Annotated in this window: 15 protein-coding genes; 8 read left to right on the top strand and 7 right to left on the bottom strand. The window is 72.7% G+C overall.

What is annotated here, in order from left to right:
• Positions 1 to 3: 3 nt before the first annotated feature.
• From RLT59_RS03365 to RLT59_RS03350, 4 genes are read right to left on the bottom strand one after another with little or no spacing between them, the layout of a single operon-like run.
• Positions 4 to 1,365, bottom strand: coding sequence for an STM4012 family radical SAM protein (locus RLT59_RS03365; RefSeq protein ID WP_311301966.1), 1,362 nt, complete (start codon positions 1,363 to 1,365; stop codon positions 4 to 6).
• Positions 1,362 to 2,174, bottom strand: a complete 813-nt coding sequence (locus RLT59_RS03360) for an STM4013/SEN3800 family hydrolase (RefSeq protein WP_311307602.1) — start codon at positions 2,172 to 2,174, stop codon at positions 1,362 to 1,364. Before RLT59_RS03360 ends, RLT59_RS03365 begins: the two co-directional genes overlap by 4 nt.
• Positions 2,175 to 2,214: 40 nt before the next feature.
• Positions 2,215 to 3,360 (bottom strand): STM4014 family protein, encoded by a 1,146-nt coding sequence (locus RLT59_RS03355; RefSeq protein WP_311301965.1) that lies wholly within the window; start codon positions 3,358 to 3,360, stop codon positions 2,215 to 2,217.
• 9 nt (positions 3,361 to 3,369) lie between these two features.
• Positions 3,370 to 4,320, bottom strand: a complete 951-nt coding sequence (locus tag RLT59_RS03350; RefSeq protein ID WP_311301964.1) for an STM4015 family protein — start codon at positions 4,318 to 4,320, stop codon at positions 3,370 to 3,372.
• 175 nt (positions 4,321 to 4,495) lie between these two features.
• Here RLT59_RS03350 and RLT59_RS03345 point away from each other — a divergent pair, with 175 nt between their 5' ends.
• A complete protein-coding gene (locus RLT59_RS03345; RefSeq protein ID WP_311301963.1) occupies positions 4,496 to 4,822 on the top strand; it encodes a DUF8820 family protein in 327 nt (108 codons plus the stop codon).
• A gap of 103 nt (positions 4,823 to 4,925) precedes the next feature.
• Positions 4,926 to 5,927, top strand: a complete 1,002-nt coding sequence (locus tag RLT59_RS03340) for a DUF6745 domain-containing protein (RefSeq protein WP_311301962.1) — start codon at positions 4,926 to 4,928, stop codon at positions 5,925 to 5,927.
• 49 nt (positions 5,928 to 5,976) lie between these two features.
• Here the strand turns inward: RLT59_RS03340 and RLT59_RS03335 are convergent, their stop codons facing one another.
• Both RLT59_RS03335 and RLT59_RS03330 read right to left on the bottom strand, forming a co-directional pair.
• On the bottom strand, positions 5,977 to 6,567 hold the full coding sequence (locus RLT59_RS03335) for a TetR/AcrR family transcriptional regulator (protein ID WP_311307601.1): 591 nt from the start codon (positions 6,565 to 6,567) through the stop codon (positions 5,977 to 5,979).
• Positions 6,568 to 6,691: 124 nt separating this feature from the next.
• On the bottom strand, positions 6,692 to 7,900 hold the full coding sequence (locus tag RLT59_RS03330; RefSeq protein ID WP_311301961.1) for a glutamate dehydrogenase: 1,209 nt from the start codon (positions 7,898 to 7,900) through the stop codon (positions 6,692 to 6,694).
• Between the two features lie 257 nt (positions 7,901 to 8,157).
• On the opposite strand from RLT59_RS03330, the gene RLT59_RS03325 reads away from it, so the two are divergent.
• Positions 8,158 to 8,598 carry a PPOX class F420-dependent oxidoreductase gene (locus RLT59_RS03325; protein ID WP_311301960.1) on the top strand — a complete coding sequence of 147 codons (441 nt, stop codon included), beginning with the start codon at positions 8,158 to 8,160 and terminating at the stop codon, positions 8,596 to 8,598.
• A 99-nt stretch (positions 8,599 to 8,697) separates the two neighbouring features.
• Complete coding sequence (locus RLT59_RS03320; protein ID WP_311301959.1) at positions 8,698 to 9,960, top strand: MBL fold metallo-hydrolase; 1,263 nt, start codon at positions 8,698 to 8,700, stop codon at positions 9,958 to 9,960.
• A 73-nt stretch (positions 9,961 to 10,033) separates the two neighbouring features.
• Here the strand turns inward: RLT59_RS03320 and RLT59_RS03315 are convergent, their stop codons facing one another.
• Positions 10,034 to 10,612, bottom strand: a complete 579-nt coding sequence (locus tag RLT59_RS03315; RefSeq protein ID WP_311301958.1) for a type II toxin-antitoxin system RelB family anti-toxin — start codon at positions 10,610 to 10,612, stop codon at positions 10,034 to 10,036.
• Between the two features lie 47 nt (positions 10,613 to 10,659).
• Between RLT59_RS03315 and RLT59_RS03310 the strand changes: the two genes are divergently transcribed.
• The 4 genes from RLT59_RS03310 to RLT59_RS03295 all read left to right on the top strand — a co-directional run bounded on the left by RLT59_RS03310 (position 10,660) and on the right by RLT59_RS03295 (position 14,532).
• A complete protein-coding gene (locus RLT59_RS03310; RefSeq protein ID WP_311301957.1) occupies positions 10,660 to 11,508 on the top strand; it encodes a class I SAM-dependent methyltransferase in 849 nt (282 codons plus the stop codon).
• Positions 11,509 to 11,619: 111 nt separating this feature from the next.
• On the top strand, positions 11,620 to 12,615 hold the full coding sequence (locus tag RLT59_RS03305; protein ID WP_311301956.1) for an ArsR/SmtB family transcription factor: 996 nt from the start codon (positions 11,620 to 11,622) through the stop codon (positions 12,613 to 12,615).
• A gap of 185 nt (positions 12,616 to 12,800) precedes the next feature.
• On the top strand, positions 12,801 to 13,514 hold the full coding sequence (locus RLT59_RS03300; protein ID WP_311301955.1) for a C39 family peptidase: 714 nt from the start codon (positions 12,801 to 12,803) through the stop codon (positions 13,512 to 13,514).
• A 28-nt stretch (positions 13,515 to 13,542) separates the two neighbouring features.
• Entirely contained in the window at positions 13,543 to 14,532 is a 990-nt protein-coding gene (locus tag RLT59_RS03295; RefSeq protein ID WP_311301954.1) for an alpha/beta hydrolase, read from the top strand.
• The last annotated feature ends 126 nt before the right edge of the window (positions 14,533 to 14,658 follow it).

Below are 14,658 nucleotides of genomic sequence, written 5' to 3'. Positions count from 1 at the left end.
GCCTCACTTCAGCTCGTACGAGGCCATCGCGGCCCGCACGGCGGGGGAGAAGAGCTCGGGGCCCAGCGCGTCGGAGTACGCGAGCCCCTCGGACGACAGGCGCAGCAGCCCGGCGGCCGGTCCGTCCGGATCGAGCCAGCCCCGCCTCTCGAACAGGGCCAGCTCCGCCGGGAAGTCCTCCTCCGGGCCGCTGCCGAACCGCTCGCGGTACTCCGACAGCCGCATACCCCCGGCCTGCAGGACCGACTGCAGGAGATGGCGGCGGCGCGCCTCTTCGCCGTCGGTGTAACGGCCCACCTCGGCGTGCGAGAAGTCCTCGGTCGCCGTGTAGCCGTCGATGATCGTCCGTACCTCCCGCATCTCCACGGCGTAGTCGAAGGAGTAGTGCAGGCGGGAGGTGTAGGAGCGGGCTCCGCAGCCGAGACCGACCATGCCGTCGGTCTGGCAGGCGTAGTCGTCGGGGCCCTCGGCGGGCGGGGCACCGGCCCGCCGGAACATCCGCATCGACACCTGCTCGTAGCCGTGCGCCAGGAGGTGATCGCGGCCCGCGCGGTAGAGCCGCAGCCGCTGTCCGTCCCAGGCGGACTCCGCGTCCGCCGCGGCGGCGCCGGTCCGGCCGAGGCCGGTCAGCGGACGGACGTACAGCGGGTAGAGGTACAGCTCTTCCGGCCGCCACTGGAGCGCCGCGTCGAGGGAGGTGCGCCAGCTCGCCTCGTCCTGTCCGTCGATGCCGTAGATCAGGTCGATGTTGAGGACCGGTATGCGGGCGTCCCTGATCAGCCCCAGGGCGGCCTCCACATCCGCCCGGCGCTGCGGACGCACCGCCGCCCGCGCCTCGGCCTCCACGAAGCTCTGCACACCGATGCTGACCCTGGTCGCCCCCCGCTCCGCCAGGACGGCCAGCCGGTCGGCGGTTGCGGTCGACGGTGACGTCTCGACCGACAGGGGCACGGAGCGGAGATCGGCGCCCATGCGCTTCTCCGCTATGTCGCACAGACGCTCCAGCTCGCCCGCCGTCAGGAAGGTCGGGGTGCCACCGCCGAAGGCCGCCGCGGCGAAACGCACCGGCGCCGTGTCGCCCAAGGCCTCCCGCACCGCTGTCGCCTGGCGGTCCAGCGCGTCGAGGTAGCGGCCGGTCAGCTCGTCCGGGGCGCCGACGCGGGTGAAGAGGTTGCAGAAGCCGCAGCGGACCTCGCAGAACGGTATGTGGAGATAGAGCGAGAGGGCGTCCTTGCCTTCCCCGGCCCACAGGTCCCTCAGGGCCGGCCGCCCGCCGGGCAGCCGGTCGAGCGGCTCGTACGCGGTCTTGTGCGGATAGGCGTACACATAGCTCCGGTACGGGCGGACGGTGTGCGGAATGGTCATCGTGCGGTCCCCGGTTCCAGGAAGAAGTGGGCGTAGGGAACGGTCCAGACGGACTCGTGCCCGAGCCGGTGACCGGTGTAGCCGTCGTCGCCGTACGCCGTGCCGTGGTCGGAGCAGACGATGGCGAAGGCGCGGCGGCGGCTGCTCACGGCGGCGAAGAGCCGGCCGATATAGGCGTCGACGTACTCCAGCGCGGCGGCGTGCGTCGCACGGCTGTCACCCGCGTCCCGGGTCGCGCCGGGCCGGTGGAACCAGTTCGGCTGGTGCAGCGCGGAGACGTTGACGAAGAGGAACAGCCGCTGTCCGTGCGGCAGCCCGGCGACGACCTGCTCGGCACGGCTCACCTGCGCCTCGAACGAGGTGGGCGAGGCGACGCCGAACTCCGGCTCCCAGTGCGCCTCGTGGAACATCCCGGGGAGCACCGAGCCCAGCGGTGCCCGCTGGTTGAAGAACCCCACCCCGCCGACGCACACCGTGCGGTACCCGGCCCCGGCCAGGCCCGAGACCAGGTCGGGGGTGTCGAAGACGAAGGTGCGCTCCCCGGTCGTCTCGCTGCCCGCGAACCGGGCGGCGAACAGCCGGGGATGCGGGCCGGGTGCGGCCGGCGTGGGCAGGAAGCCCGCGAAGATCGCCTGGTGCGAGGCGTACGTGAAACTTCCCGGGGCGTGCCGCCGCTCCCAGCCCCCGGCCGGCAGATGCCGGGCGAGGTTCGGGATACGGCCGGCGGCGGCCAGCTCCGCCGCGACGTCGTAGCGGAGGGTGTCCAGGGTGACGAGCAGCAGATCGTCGTGGCCGACGACCTCGCTCATGTCCGGGTTCTGGACGTCGTCCCCGGCACCGGACGGGGGTTCAGGATGCTGCGTCGACACGGTGGTTCCCTGCTCTGTTCAGTACGGCGGCGACCTGCGCCGCATAGGTGTCCAGGCCCTCGGCGCCGCTGCCGGGCAGACCGGTCAGGCGCGGCAGCAGATCGCCGAAGGCGTTGACCTCACCGACGGCGAACCGCCGCCAGCCGGTCGAGGGCAGCAGGTCGACGCCCACGCACAGCGTGTCCGGGAAGGCGTCGCCCGCCCGCTCGCACACCGCCAGGGCCGCACGCCAGCTGCCGCCCGCCGCCGCGACGGCCGCCCGCGCCTCGTCCAGATCGCCGCGAGCCCCGCCCAGGTGCAGATTGGTCATGGGGGAGCGGCTGGTGCGCACGACGGCGTGGGTGGCGCGACCGTCCACCACCACGACCCGCAGATCCGAGGCCCGGCCGCGCTGGGAGGCCTTCGGCAGCCAGCGTTCGACATGCAGACCGTCCGGTGCGAGCGCGTCGACGATCGCCGCGACCTCGCCCTCCGTCGTGAGCCGCCGGACCCGGAGCGAGTTGTGGAGCCGGCCGGTCCCGTCCCGCTCGACCGAGGTGGTCGCCCTCACCCGGCCGGGTCCGGCCGTCTCCACGGCCAGCACCCCGGAGGCGGACGACCCGTGTGCGGGCTTCACGAACACCCTCGGCATCCCGCCGTCCGCCATCAGCCCGCGCACATCGGCCCAGCCACGCACGGCCGGTGCGCCGGGGCCCGAGGTGGGCGAGGCCGGCACCGGCACGCCCGCGGCGGCCAGCACGCCGTGACACAGGCGCTTGTCGAACAGCACCGCGATGTCGCCGGGGTCGTCCAGCAGCACCGCGCCCGCCCCGGCCACCGCCCGCGCTACCTCTCGTACGGCGGAGACGAACCGCGCGTACCAGCGGGACGAACCCTCCACCCGGGTCGGGTCCTCGACGCCCCGCAGCAGCCGCTCGACCTCGGCGTCCTCACCGGGGGAGTCGATGCGCACGGTCTCCCCGGACAGGAAGACCGCCGCACCGTTGAGCACATCGAGCCAGGACACGACACGGGCCGGGGACAGCCCGGCGGCGCGCACGGCCTCCTGGAAGAGGCCGACGCGGCGGTTGCCCGGATTGCCCACGACCGCGAAACGCGGAGGCGCGCTATGAACTGACCGCGACATATGGCCGTATCACTCCGACACGGTGGTGTAGCGGCCCTCGGGCCCGCCGTCGTCCCACGGCTCGCAGCGGTTCGACAGATCGACCCGCACCCCGTGCGGTTCCAGGGCTTCGGAGACCCGGCGCTCCATCCGCTCACCGAGGAAGTGGTGGTGCAGATCCAGCACTTCGAGGTGGGTCAGCGGCTGGCCTTCCAGCAGCGCGGCCGCGCCCTCGTCCCCGAGGGTGCCGCACGAGAGGTCGAGCGTGCGCAGGCGGGCCACCAGCGGGGCCGAGGCGACGGCCGCCGCGATCTCGTTCTCCACCTCGCTGTTGCGCAGACCGAGATGGCGCAGGGCCGGGAACCTGGTGCCGGACAGCAGCGGCGCCAGATCCGCCACATCCGCGTCGCCGCCGTAGGCGGACACACCCAGCCAGAGGTCGAGCCGCTCCAGCGCGGGCAACTCGCTGTCCAGCACCCCGCGGACCACCTCGACCGGCAGCCCGCCCGTCTCGATGGTGAGCGAACGCAGGCGCTCGTGCCGGGTGGGCGGGAAGACGAGATCGGTTCCGCCGCGCACTCCGAGCTCCACCAGCGCGGGGTAGGCGGCGAGCAGGGCGGTCACATCGCTCTGCTGGATCCAGGAGATCTCCGACTCCTCCATCGTCAGATCCCCGACGAACACCGCCTCCAGCGACGTCAGCCGGTCGGCGGCGGCCGTCACGAGACCGATCGGATAGGACGAGTCCTCCTCGTACGACTCGCCCCACTGCCCGATGACCAGCGCCCGCACCCCGGCCGGATCGACCGCCTTCAGGAACGAGGCGAACTCCTGCTCCCAGGTGCGGTCGTCCTCGTACGGCTCGACGAAGACGCGCCAGGCCGCCGCACCGGCGGCCGGCCGGCTCCCTTCGCTCGCGTCGTGCTGGAAGTCGACGGCCGGAAGGCCGAGCAGCTCGTGCAGGTGGTCCACATCGGACATGGCCCTGGGCTCCTGATGACGGTGACGGAATGATGCCCGCAAGGTCTATCAACAGCCACTGACAACGGGCGCACCGGCCCCGCCGCCGGGTGCTCCACCGCCGATTGTCAGACCCCCGCCGTAGCGTTTTCCACGTGGCCGGCACAGCGGGTGCCGGTCCGGAGGGGAGACGTCTGTGTACCGGCAGGGCGATGTGCTGATCATGGCGCTGGAGGTGTCCGAGGTACCGCCGAACCTGCTGGACGCGCCGGGCGAACTGCGCGACGGGCGGGGCCGGCTGGTGCTCGCGCTCGGTGAGGTCACCGGCCACGCCCACGCGGTGCCTGGGCCGGGGCGGCTGATTCGGGAGGCCGGGGTGTTCGGCCCGATGCTGCTCCACCTCCCCGACGGGGGACGGGTGGTGCACGAGGAGCACGCGGTGATCCCGCTGCCGAAGGGCTGGTTCCGCGTGGTGCGCCAGCGGGAGTACGCACCGGGGGCGGTCCGCGTCGTTGCGGACTGAGCCGCCCCGCCGACTGGGCCTGCGGGAGCAGGGCGGCGAGGAGTGGCCGGAGAACGTCCGGAACAGGGAAACCGGAACAGGGAAGACAGGGGACGGGGAGAACATGCAGTACGTGGACTCATGGCGGGCCGTGGCGGCGGCGACCGGTGCGGCGGACCGGTCGGCGGCGGAGGACGGGGTGCGGCTCGCCTACCGCAGCGCGGGTCTCGCAGAGCCGGCGGAGTTCGTCTGGGCCGATTCGCCCAGGGAAGCCGTCGGGCTCGTGCGGAAGCTGGCCGGCGCGGGACGCTCGGTCCGCGAGGAGATCAGGACCCGGCCCTGGGCGGACGAACGGCGCCGGATGTACGACGAGTTGGGCCCGGCCGGCTGGTCCGCGCTCTGGTCCGCCACCGGCGCCCAGCTGTGGGAGACCACGGCGGCGCTCGCCGACCGGATACGGGCCGCAGTCGTCACGGAGGCGGCCGAGCGGCCGGAGGACGAGCCGGATGTGCGGATGCTCCTCCTCGACGCGGTCCTGGGCCAGCACGACGCGGCCTGGCTCGCCGCGTTCGACGGCCGGGGCGACCGGCTCGACGGACTGGCGGCAGTGGCCAGGAACGCGGGCTGGTGGTGGCCCTACGAGCGCACGGTGGTGATCAGTGAGCGTCCCGAGGAGCTGTACCGCGACGAGGCGGGCAGGCTCGACCGAGGCGACGGCCCCGCCCTCTCCTACCGGGACGGGTTCGGGCTGTACGCCTGGCGCGGCATGCCGGTGCCCGCCGCCTTCCTGGCGGAGCTGACCGTGCTCACCCCCGAACGGATCCGGGCCGAGGAGAACGCGGAACTGCGGCGCGTGATGCTGGAGTTCTACGGATACGACCGCTACCTCACCGAATCCGGCGCCGAGCCGGTCCACCGGGACGAGACGGGCATCCTCTGGCGGATCGCGCTGGACGGCGACGAGGACGTGGTCATGGTCGAGGTGGTCAACTCCACCCCGGAGCCGGACGGCACGCACCGCACCTACTGGCTGCGGGTGCCGCCCTCGGTCCGGACCGCGAAGGACGGTGTCGCCTGGACGTTCGGGCTGCGGGGTGAGTCCTACGCACCTCTGCGCCAGACCTGACGGACCGGCGGGCGGACGGGCGGCCGCCGGGCGAGGGCCCGGCCGGTGGTCAGGCCGTCAGCGTCGCGTGGTCGATGCCGAGTTCACGGGCCAGAGCCTGTTCTGCCCACTCCAGCATGGTGGCCCGGGAGAGCGGGCCCGCGTACGAGGTCATCTGCACGGCCAGGCCGTCCAGCAGAGCGGTGAGCCGCCAGGCCACGGACATCGGGTCGTCGCAGCGGAACTCGCCCGCTGCCGCGCCTTCGTCGATGACCTCGGCCAGCTCCGCCTTCCACTGCTGGTCGAGGTCGCCCGCGACCGTGCGCAGCGCGGGATCGCGGATCGATGCCGCCCAGCCCTCGATCCACAGCCGCCAGCCCTTGGCCTGACCCGTCGGTGCGTACCAGCGGACGGCGGCGCGCAGCCTGCGCACCGCGGTGGTTCGGCGGGTCAGCAGCTTGCGCAGATGGGCGAGATCGGCCTCGGCCGCGTGCGCGAAAGCGGCGGCGACCAGCTTCTCCTTGGTGGAGAAGTGGTAGAGCACGAGTGCGTTGCTCACGCCGAGGACGGAGGCCACATCGGCGATCCGTACCGCCGCGACGCCCCGCACCTCGATCTGTTCCACGGCAGCGCGCAGCAGCTCCTCGCGTCGCTCCGCCACACTCAACCGCACTCTGCCCACGGCGCCACCCTAACAACGGCCTTGCCGGGGAAGGCCAGGACCGCGATCCGCCCGGTGGCGCAGAGCCGTGCGGTGTCCGTACGTGCGGCGGTCGCGTGCCGGGTCAGCGGTACCAGCCGAAGCGTTCCGCCATCACCGGCAGCCGGTCCGCGACGACGGCGTGGGCCGCGGCCCGGGGGGTGCAGCCGTCCGCGGCGGCCCGGCTCATCACCAGCTCGACAAGCGCGCGCATCGAACTCCGGGTGTGCGCGAAGGCCTCGTCCGCGTCGGCGCCTATGTCACCGAACAGCGTCCACCACCACCAGGCGTTGGTCCCGGAGTTGACGACGACATCGGGCAGCACCGTGATCCCGCGCTCGGCGAGCAGCGCCTCGGCCTCCGGAAGCACCGGCATATTGGCCGCCTCGACCACCCAACGGGCCCTGATCATCGCCTGGTTCCGGGCGTCGACGGCGTAGGAGACGGCGGCCGGAACGAGCACCTCCACGTCCTGTTCCAGCCAGGCCCCGGCGGGCAGCTCGCGGTCGGCCGCGCGCAGGGCGCCCCGGTCGACGGTCCCGTGGGCGTCCCGGGCGGACAGCAGGGCCTCGACGTCGAGGCCGGCCGGGTTGGCGATGGTGCCCTCGACGTCGGCCACGGCGACCACCCGGAGCCCGGCGCGCGACAGGAACCGGGCCGTAGCGCCGCCCATGGTGCCGAGCCCCTGCACGGCGACCCGCGCCCCGCCGTACGCGATCCCGTCCCGGTCCAGGGCGGCGAGCGCCGACTCGGCGACCCCGCAGCCGCCGACCAGCTCGTCGAGGCCGATGCCGTCCACCTCGACGGCGAAGGCGTCGGCCAGCCGCTGCCGGGCGGCCGGCTCGTCGTCGAGCAGCGGATAGACGGCCTCGATGGAGGAGACGAGCCCGGCCTCTGCGGCCGCCCGGTCGACCAGGTCCTGGCTGAGGCCCAGGTCCTCGCCGGTCGTCCAGATCGTCTCGACGTACGGGCGCACGGCGCGCAGGTAGCGGACCAGGACGCCGTAGGCGGCCGGATCGCGGGGGTCGCAGTCGATGCCGCCCTTGGCGCCGCCGAGGGGCACATAGCGGGCTCCGGTGCGGTCCGCGTCGAAGTGGAGGGCTTCCTTCATCGTCATGCCGCGGGCCAGTCCCGCCACCTCTTCGAGCGTGCAGCCCGCGCGCATCCGCAGCCCGCCGCTGGAGACCCCGCGCACCAGCCGGTCGACGACCAGATGTCCCCGGTGACCGGTGACGTGGTCCGTCCAGGTCAGTGAGATCAGCGGGGCGGGCGTGGACACCGCGGGCATCGTCATCGGAGTTCTCCTTGGGTCACTGCGATCGGGGCGGGCCCGGCGACGGTGCGGTGGACCCGGGGCCGTACGGACCGGGTGGGCGTCGGGCCCGCGATCTTTACTGAATCGCGAGTCAGTATCGAGACGGTCAGGCGCCGCTGTCAACGCGGCCCGCGCCGAAGCGGGGCCCGCCGGCCGGATGCGGTCGCGCGGGCTGCGGGACGTAGGCCGGACGCGTAATGCGGAATCCTGCGCGGGGTCCGGACGTTGGATTCGGCATGACGGGAATCGACGCACATCAAGATGCGCTCCTTCGGCTGTTCTCCGAAGGGAACAGCGGTGTACTGGTCACGCTGAAGCGGGACGGCAGGCCCCAGCTGTCCAATGTCAACCACTTCTACTACCCCGACGAGCGCATCGTCCGGGTCTCGGTCACCGAGGACCGCGCGAAGACCCGGAACCTGCGCCGGGACCCGAGGGCGAGCTACCACGTCACCAGCGAGGACCGCTGGGCCTGGACGGTCGCGGACGGCACCGCGGACCTCACCCCGCCGGCCGCGGACCCGGAGGACGCCACCGTGGCGGAGCTGATCGCGCTCTACCGCGACGTCCAGGGCGAGCACCCGGACTGGGACGACTACCGCCGGGCCATGGTCAGGGACCGGCGGGTCGTGCTCCGTCTCCACGTGGAGCACGCTTACGGGCAGCCGCGTGGCTGAGGCGGGCCCCGCGGGCCACCATCCTGTTGGGTGTTCTGCTCTCGCACTGTCGTACCCCCTGTCCATAATGAGATGACACCGACTCCCTCAGGAGATCTTGTGACCGGCGCTGACTCCACGTTCTCGCTCCGTACCAGACTGCGTGCGCTGCGGCCCGCCGACTTCGGGGCCGACCCGGGCGGCCCCCGTATGGAGCGCATTCGGCGTTCCCCGAATTTCGTCGACGGGTCCTTCCAGAACCCGGTGGGGGCGCGGATCAGGCCGTCGGGGTCCGCCCTGGAGTTCGCGAAGACGTACTTCCGCAAGGAGGAGCGGGTCCTCAGATCGCCGACCGGTGATGTACCGGTCCATGCCACCACCCTGGCCGATCTCGCCAGGCCTCCCGTCTCCGGGTTGCGGCTCACCTGGATGGGGCATTCCAGCGTGCTCGCGGAGATCGACGGCCGGCGGGTGCTGTTCGACCCGGTCTGGGGCGACCGCTGCTCGCCCTTCGCCTTCGCGGGCCCCAAGCGCCTGCATCCCGCACCGCTGCCGCTCGGCGTGCTCGGTCCGGTCGATGTCGTGGTGATCTCGCACGACCACTACGACCACCTCGACCTGCCGACCATCCAGGCGCTGGCCCGCACGGACACGGTCTTCGCGGTGCCGCTCGGGGTCGGGGCGCACCTGGAGCGCTGGGGCGTGTCCCACGAGCGCATCCGCGAGCTCGACTGGAACGAGGACACCCAGGTCGCCGGGATCACCCTGACAGCCACCCCGGCCAGGCACTTCTGCGGCCGGGGCCTGCGCAACCAGCAGCACACCCTGTGGGCCTCGTGGGCCGTCGCGGGACCCGAGCACCGGATCTACCACAGCGGCGACACCGGCTATTTCCCCGGCTTCGAGGAGATCGGCGCCGAACACGGCCCGTTCGACGCCACCATGATCCAGATCGGTGCGTACAGCCAGTACTGGCCCAAGGACCACACGGGCGGCAAGCCGGAGCCCGGTGCCTGGCCGGACATCCACATGAGCCCCGACGAGGGGGTCCAGGCCCATCTGGACCTTCAGGGCGGCGATCCGGCGGCCGGCGTCATGCTGCCGATCCACTGGGGGACGTTCAACCTCGCGCTGCACCCGTGGGCCGAGCCCGCGGAATGGTCGATGCGTGCCACCCAGGTCGCGGGAGTCACGATGGTGGCTCCGCACCCGGGCCGCCCCTTCGAGCCCGCCGATCCGCCGGCCGTCGAACCCTGGTGGCGCGGGGTGGCGGCTGAACCCGTGGCGGGCTGGGGCAACTGGCCCCCGGTCCACGTACCGCTGCCCGGCGGAGCCGTGACGCCCGCCCCCGGCCGCGACCGCGACCCGGCGGCCCAGGCCTGAGCGGTGAGGTGTCCGCGGCGCGAGGCGCGCGTGCCGCGGACACCTCGACGTGCCGGGTGACCGGCGGCGGGGCTCACCCCGAGGGGTGGAGGTGCGTGCGCTGCCCGTCGTGGTCGAGGATGCACAGGATCTCGGCCGGCCCGCCGTGCGCTTTCACGGCGTGCGGGATCATGGTGGAGAACTCGGCGGCCTGACCCGTTTCGACCCGGATGGCGCGCTCGCCGAGGAGCAGCGTGACGGTCCCCGACAGGACCGTGAACCAGTCCTTGCCCGGATGCACTCCCAGCCGATCGGCCCCGGGGCCTCCGGCCTCGTCGGTGATGCGCATCTTGGCGACGGTGGCGCCGGCCGGTCCGGAGCCTCGGTTCAGCACCCAGGTGGTCAGCCCGCGCTGCTCGTCGCGCTGCGGCCTGATCACGACATCCTCGTCGTCGGCGCTCTCCACCAGCTGGTCCAGCGAGATTCCCAGGGCACGGGCCAGCGCCGTGAGCTGGTCGAGGCCGATGCGCCGGCGGCCGGTCTCGATCCGGCTCAGGGTGGAGGGGCTCAGGAAGGCGCGCTCCGCGAGGTTGTCGAGTGACCAGCCGCGGGCCCGCCGCAGGCTCCTGATCCGCATGCGCACCGTGCTGTCCAGATCGCTTTCTTGCGTCATACGCAAGAGCATAAGCGCCCTGCGCAAGCCGGGGATATCGTCGGGATATGAACACCCCCGCCAAGAACACTGCCGCCACGCCGACAGCCGCCACGAATACAGTCACCACCGCGGCCATGGCCGAGATCCTGGAGCTCGACGCGGAAATCCTGGGAACGTACCTCTCGGAGCTGACCACCTGGCTGGGTGAACTGTCCGACCGGGAACCGGTCCGCGTCGTCGACCTGGGCAGCGGAACCGGGACCGGTGCGATCGCCCTGGCGCGGCGCTTTCCGCAGGCCGGGGTCTCGGCGGTGGACGTCTCCCCGCAGATGCTCCAGCGACTCTCGGTGAAGGCGTCCGGGCGGGGACTCGCGGACCGGGTCCGCGGCGTACAGGCCGACCTGGACCAGGAATGGCCGGCCCTCGGCACCAGCGACCTCGTCTGGGCGGCCGCCGCACTCCACCACCTGGCCGACCCGGACAGGGTGCTGTCCCACGTGTTCGACGCCCTGCGGCCGGGCGGCCTGCCGGCCGTCACCGAGATGGACTTCTTCCCGCGCTTCCTGCCCGAGGACATCGGGGTGGGCCGGCCGGGTCTGGAGGCCCGCCTCCACGCCGCCCTGATGTGGGCGCCCGCCGCCGGCTGGATGGACCACCTGGTCCGCGCGGGCTTCACGCCGGAGGCCGAACGCGCCTTCGTGATCGACCTGCCCGCCCCACTGCCGGGCGCCACCGCCCGCTACGCCCAGGCGTGCCTGCGGAAGCTGCGCTCCCACCTCGACGGGCAGCTCCCCGCCGAAGACCTCGCCGCACTCGACGCCGTCACCGATGAGGAGAGCCCGCACGGCGTCCTGCGCCGCGACGACCTCACGGTCCGGACCACCCGGACCACCTGGGTGGGCCGCCGCCCTTGACCGCCCGTCGGCCGTCGGCGCTCGCACAGCCGGACGCGGGTCGAACGGCGGTACGCTGCCGTCGGGAAGCGGGTACGGCGTCGGTGCGCCTGCGCCTTCGAGGGAGCGGCCATGCTGCGGGTGCACTTCACCCCCGAGGACCTGGGGCGGATCCGGGTGGCACCCGGGCCGGACTTCCTCTGGGAGATCAGCAACAGCGTGCAGACCCTGCAACGCCGCGACGGCGAAAGGGTGTTCGGCACGTGGCGCCGCTGGGTCCGCCCCCGGCTCTCCGCGAGCCCCCGGCTGCTCTCCCCGCTGCTGCCGCCGCGCGGGTACTCGCCGGACTTCCTCACCCCCACCGCCGGCGACCGCGCGACCCTGCAGGCGGCCGTCGACACCCTGATGAGCACTCCGCGCCCACGGCTGCGCACCGATCTGACGCACCTGGCGGCCACGCTCCGACTCCCCGGCTGGGTGAACTCCCTGGCCGGCGGGGACGCCGACGCCCTCCGGCAGCTCGGTGAGGCGCTGCGCACCTACCAGCAGGAGGCGCTCGCCCCGTACTGGCAACGCGTCCACGCGCACATCGACGCCGACCGTGCCCTGCGCCTGCGCAGCCTCCTCGACGGCGGCACCGAGGGGCTGCTGGCCGGGCTCGGGCCGCAGTTCCGCTGGCGCCCGCCCGTACTGGAGGCGGCATACCCCGTCGACCAGCAACTCCGGTTACGGGGGCGGGGAATCGTGCTGCAACCGTCGTTCTTCTGCTGGCCCACGCCGATCACCCTGGCCGACGGGGACCTGCCGCCCGTTCTGGTCTACCCCATCCACCACGCCGAGGACTGGGCCGGTCCCGCCCCCGCCCGGCCGGCCGGGGACGCCGGGCCGCTGGGCCCGCTGCTCGGCCGCACCAGGGCGCGCCTCCTGCGCGCGACCTGTACCGGATGCTCCACCGTCGAGGCCGCCCGGCTCCTGGACGTGACCCACCCCGCCGTCAGCCAGCACCTCAACGTGCTGCGCGCGGCGGGTCTGGTCGCCACCGTGCGCGAGGCCGGCCGGTCCATCCACGTCGCGACGGCGGAAGGGCGGGCCCTGCTGGCCGCCGCCGCCGGGCGGGCGAAGCGGTAGCCGGAGGCGAGACGGGGCCGTAAGCCTGAACTTTCGTTCCTTGCGCCGTCCGTCGGCCGGGCACGACGCTGGCCCCTGCTGCCGGATCCGGCCGTGCCGCGCGGAGCCGTGGCGTTCACCGGCCGAGTGCCTTCCCGGCGGGTGTTCCTCCCGCAAGGCCCGTCCCCCCACCCTCAGGAGCCTTAATGCGCAGGAGACTTGTATCCTCCGCGATCGCCGTCGCCGCCGTCGGTGCCCTCCTCCAACCCGGCATGGCCCAGGCATCGCCCGTACCGCACACTCCGCCGGTATCCGTGCTCGCCCACGGGACGAAGGCCGGTACGGCCGTCGTCAGCGGGCAGAACGAGCCCGGCACCCGGCTGGAGGTCGACGCCGGGCGCACCAGCAGCGGGCACTGGCTGGAGATCGACTACCAGGTCCAGGAGACCGGCTACTGGTGCGGTCCGGCGGCCACCCGCATCGCCCTCTCGGCCCGGACGGCCCCGCCCAGCCAGGGCGTCCTGGCCGGGCAGCTCGGCACGACCGAGGCCGGCACCGACCACATCGGCCAGGTCACCGGCGTACTCAACGCCAACCTCGGCGGCGGCTGGTACGAGACCAAGGAGATGCCGAACGACCCGCCCACCCAGGCCCAGCGGGACCTGCTGTGGAACGACATCGTCTTCGACATCGACCGCGACTACCCGCTGGTGGCCAACATCGTGGCCCCGCCCGGCAACCAGCCGCCCGGCTACCCCTCGGACCAGACGATCTACCACTACTTCACCGTGTTCGGCTATGACGACGTGGACCGCACCGTCCTCATAGCCGACCCCGCCTCCTTCGGCGGCAACCAGATCTACTGGATCTCCTTCGATCAGCTCGCCACGCTGATCCCGCCGAAGGGCTACTCGGCGTGACCCGTTCCATTACCACCAGGAGGCCGTGTTGAGCAGCTACCGTCCCACCCGCAGAAGCGTCCTCAGGGCCGCCGGCGGCATCTCCGCAGCGATGGCGCTGGGCACCGGGGGTATCCTCGCGGCCGCGTCCCCGGCCGGTGCGTCGGGCGACGGCTTCGGACTGCGCGTCGTGGAGCGCAACGAGGCCGATCCGCGCATGTGGTACTACCGGTTCGCGACCGACGCGATCGGCTGGAGTCCGGGCGTCAACGTCCTGCTCCCCGACGACTACCACACCGGCGCACGCACCTACCCGGTCCTCTACCTCTTCCACGGGGGCGGTACGGACCAGGACTTCATCACCTTCGACCGTGCGGGCATCCGGGACTGGACAGCCGGGAAGCCCCTCATCGTCGTGATGCCCGACGGCGGGCACGCGGGCTGGTACTCCAACCCGGTCAGCTCCAACACCGGCCCCCGGAACTGGGAGACCTTCCACATCGGCCAGCTGCTTCCCTGGATCGACGCGAACTTCCGTACCTACGCCGAGTACGACGGCCGTGCCGTCGCCGGATTCTCGATGGGCGGCTTCGGCGCCCTGAAGTACGCGGCCAAGTACTACGGCCACTTCGCCTCGGTGAGCTCCCACTCGGGCCCGGCCAGCCTGCGCCGCGACGCCGGACTGGTCACCCACTGGGCGAACGTGTCCTCGGCCGCCCTGGACCTGGGAGGCGGCACGGTCTACGGCATACCGCTGTGGGACGAGGCCAGGGTCAGCGCCGACAACCCGGTCGAGCGGATCGGGAGCTACCGGAACAAACGGGTCTTCCTGGTGGCCGGCACCAGCCCCGACCCGGTCAACTGGTTCGACACGGCCAACGAGACCCAGGTGCTGGCCGGCCAGCGGGAGTTCCGGGCCCTCCTCGGCGCCGCCGGCATCCCGCACGAATGGCACGAGGAGCCGGGCGGACACATGATCCGCGCCGCCATGGTCCGCCGCGACCTCGACGGCATCGTGGCCCGGCTCCGCAAGGCCTGAGCGGTTACGTCGGAAAGCCCCCTCGACCCCAAGTCGTCGAGGGGGCTTCTCGCGTGCGGCCGGGGACTTGGCCGGTAACAGCCGCATGGGCGTACGTACTTAATCGGTCACTCGTGCGAGAGGTCA

This window comes from Streptomyces sp. ITFR-6, from assembly GCF_031844725.1.
GTDB lineage: Bacteria > Actinomycetota > Actinomycetes > Streptomycetales > Streptomycetaceae > Streptomyces.
This window is presented reverse-complemented; position numbering and strand designations above follow the sequence as displayed.

Bases quoted from the DNA above. Each gene is read 5' to 3' on its own strand.
- RLT59_RS03365 (WP_311301966.1), bottom strand. From the start codon at position 1,365: ATGACCATTCCGCACACCGTCCGCCCGTACCGGAGCTATGTGTACGCC.
- RLT59_RS03360 (WP_311307602.1), bottom strand. From the start codon at position 2,174: ATGAGCGAGGTCGTCGGCCACGACGATCTGCTGCTCGTCACCCTGGAC.
- RLT59_RS03355 (WP_311301965.1), bottom strand. From the start codon at position 3,360: ATGTCGCGGTCAGTTCATAGCGCGCCTCCGCGTTTCGCGGTCGTGGGC.
- RLT59_RS03350 (WP_311301964.1), bottom strand. From the start codon at position 4,320: ATGTCCGATGTGGACCACCTGCACGAGCTGCTCGGCCTTCCGGCCGTC.
- RLT59_RS03340 (WP_311301962.1), top strand. From the start codon at position 4,926: ATGCAGTACGTGGACTCATGGCGGGCCGTGGCGGCGGCGACCGGTGCG.
- RLT59_RS03330 (WP_311301961.1), bottom strand. From the start codon at position 7,900: ATGACGATGCCCGCGGTGTCCACGCCCGCCCCGCTGATCTCACTGACC.
- RLT59_RS03325 (WP_311301960.1), top strand. From the start codon at position 8,158: ATGACGGGAATCGACGCACATCAAGATGCGCTCCTTCGGCTGTTCTCC.
- RLT59_RS03315 (WP_311301958.1), bottom strand. From the start codon at position 10,612: ATGACGCAAGAAAGCGATCTGGACAGCACGGTGCGCATGCGGATCAGG.
- RLT59_RS03310 (WP_311301957.1), top strand. From the start codon at position 10,660: ATGAACACCCCCGCCAAGAACACTGCCGCCACGCCGACAGCCGCCACG.
- RLT59_RS03305 (WP_311301956.1), top strand. From the start codon at position 11,620: ATGCTGCGGGTGCACTTCACCCCCGAGGACCTGGGGCGGATCCGGGTG.
- RLT59_RS03300 (WP_311301955.1), top strand. From the start codon at position 12,801: ATGCGCAGGAGACTTGTATCCTCCGCGATCGCCGTCGCCGCCGTCGGT.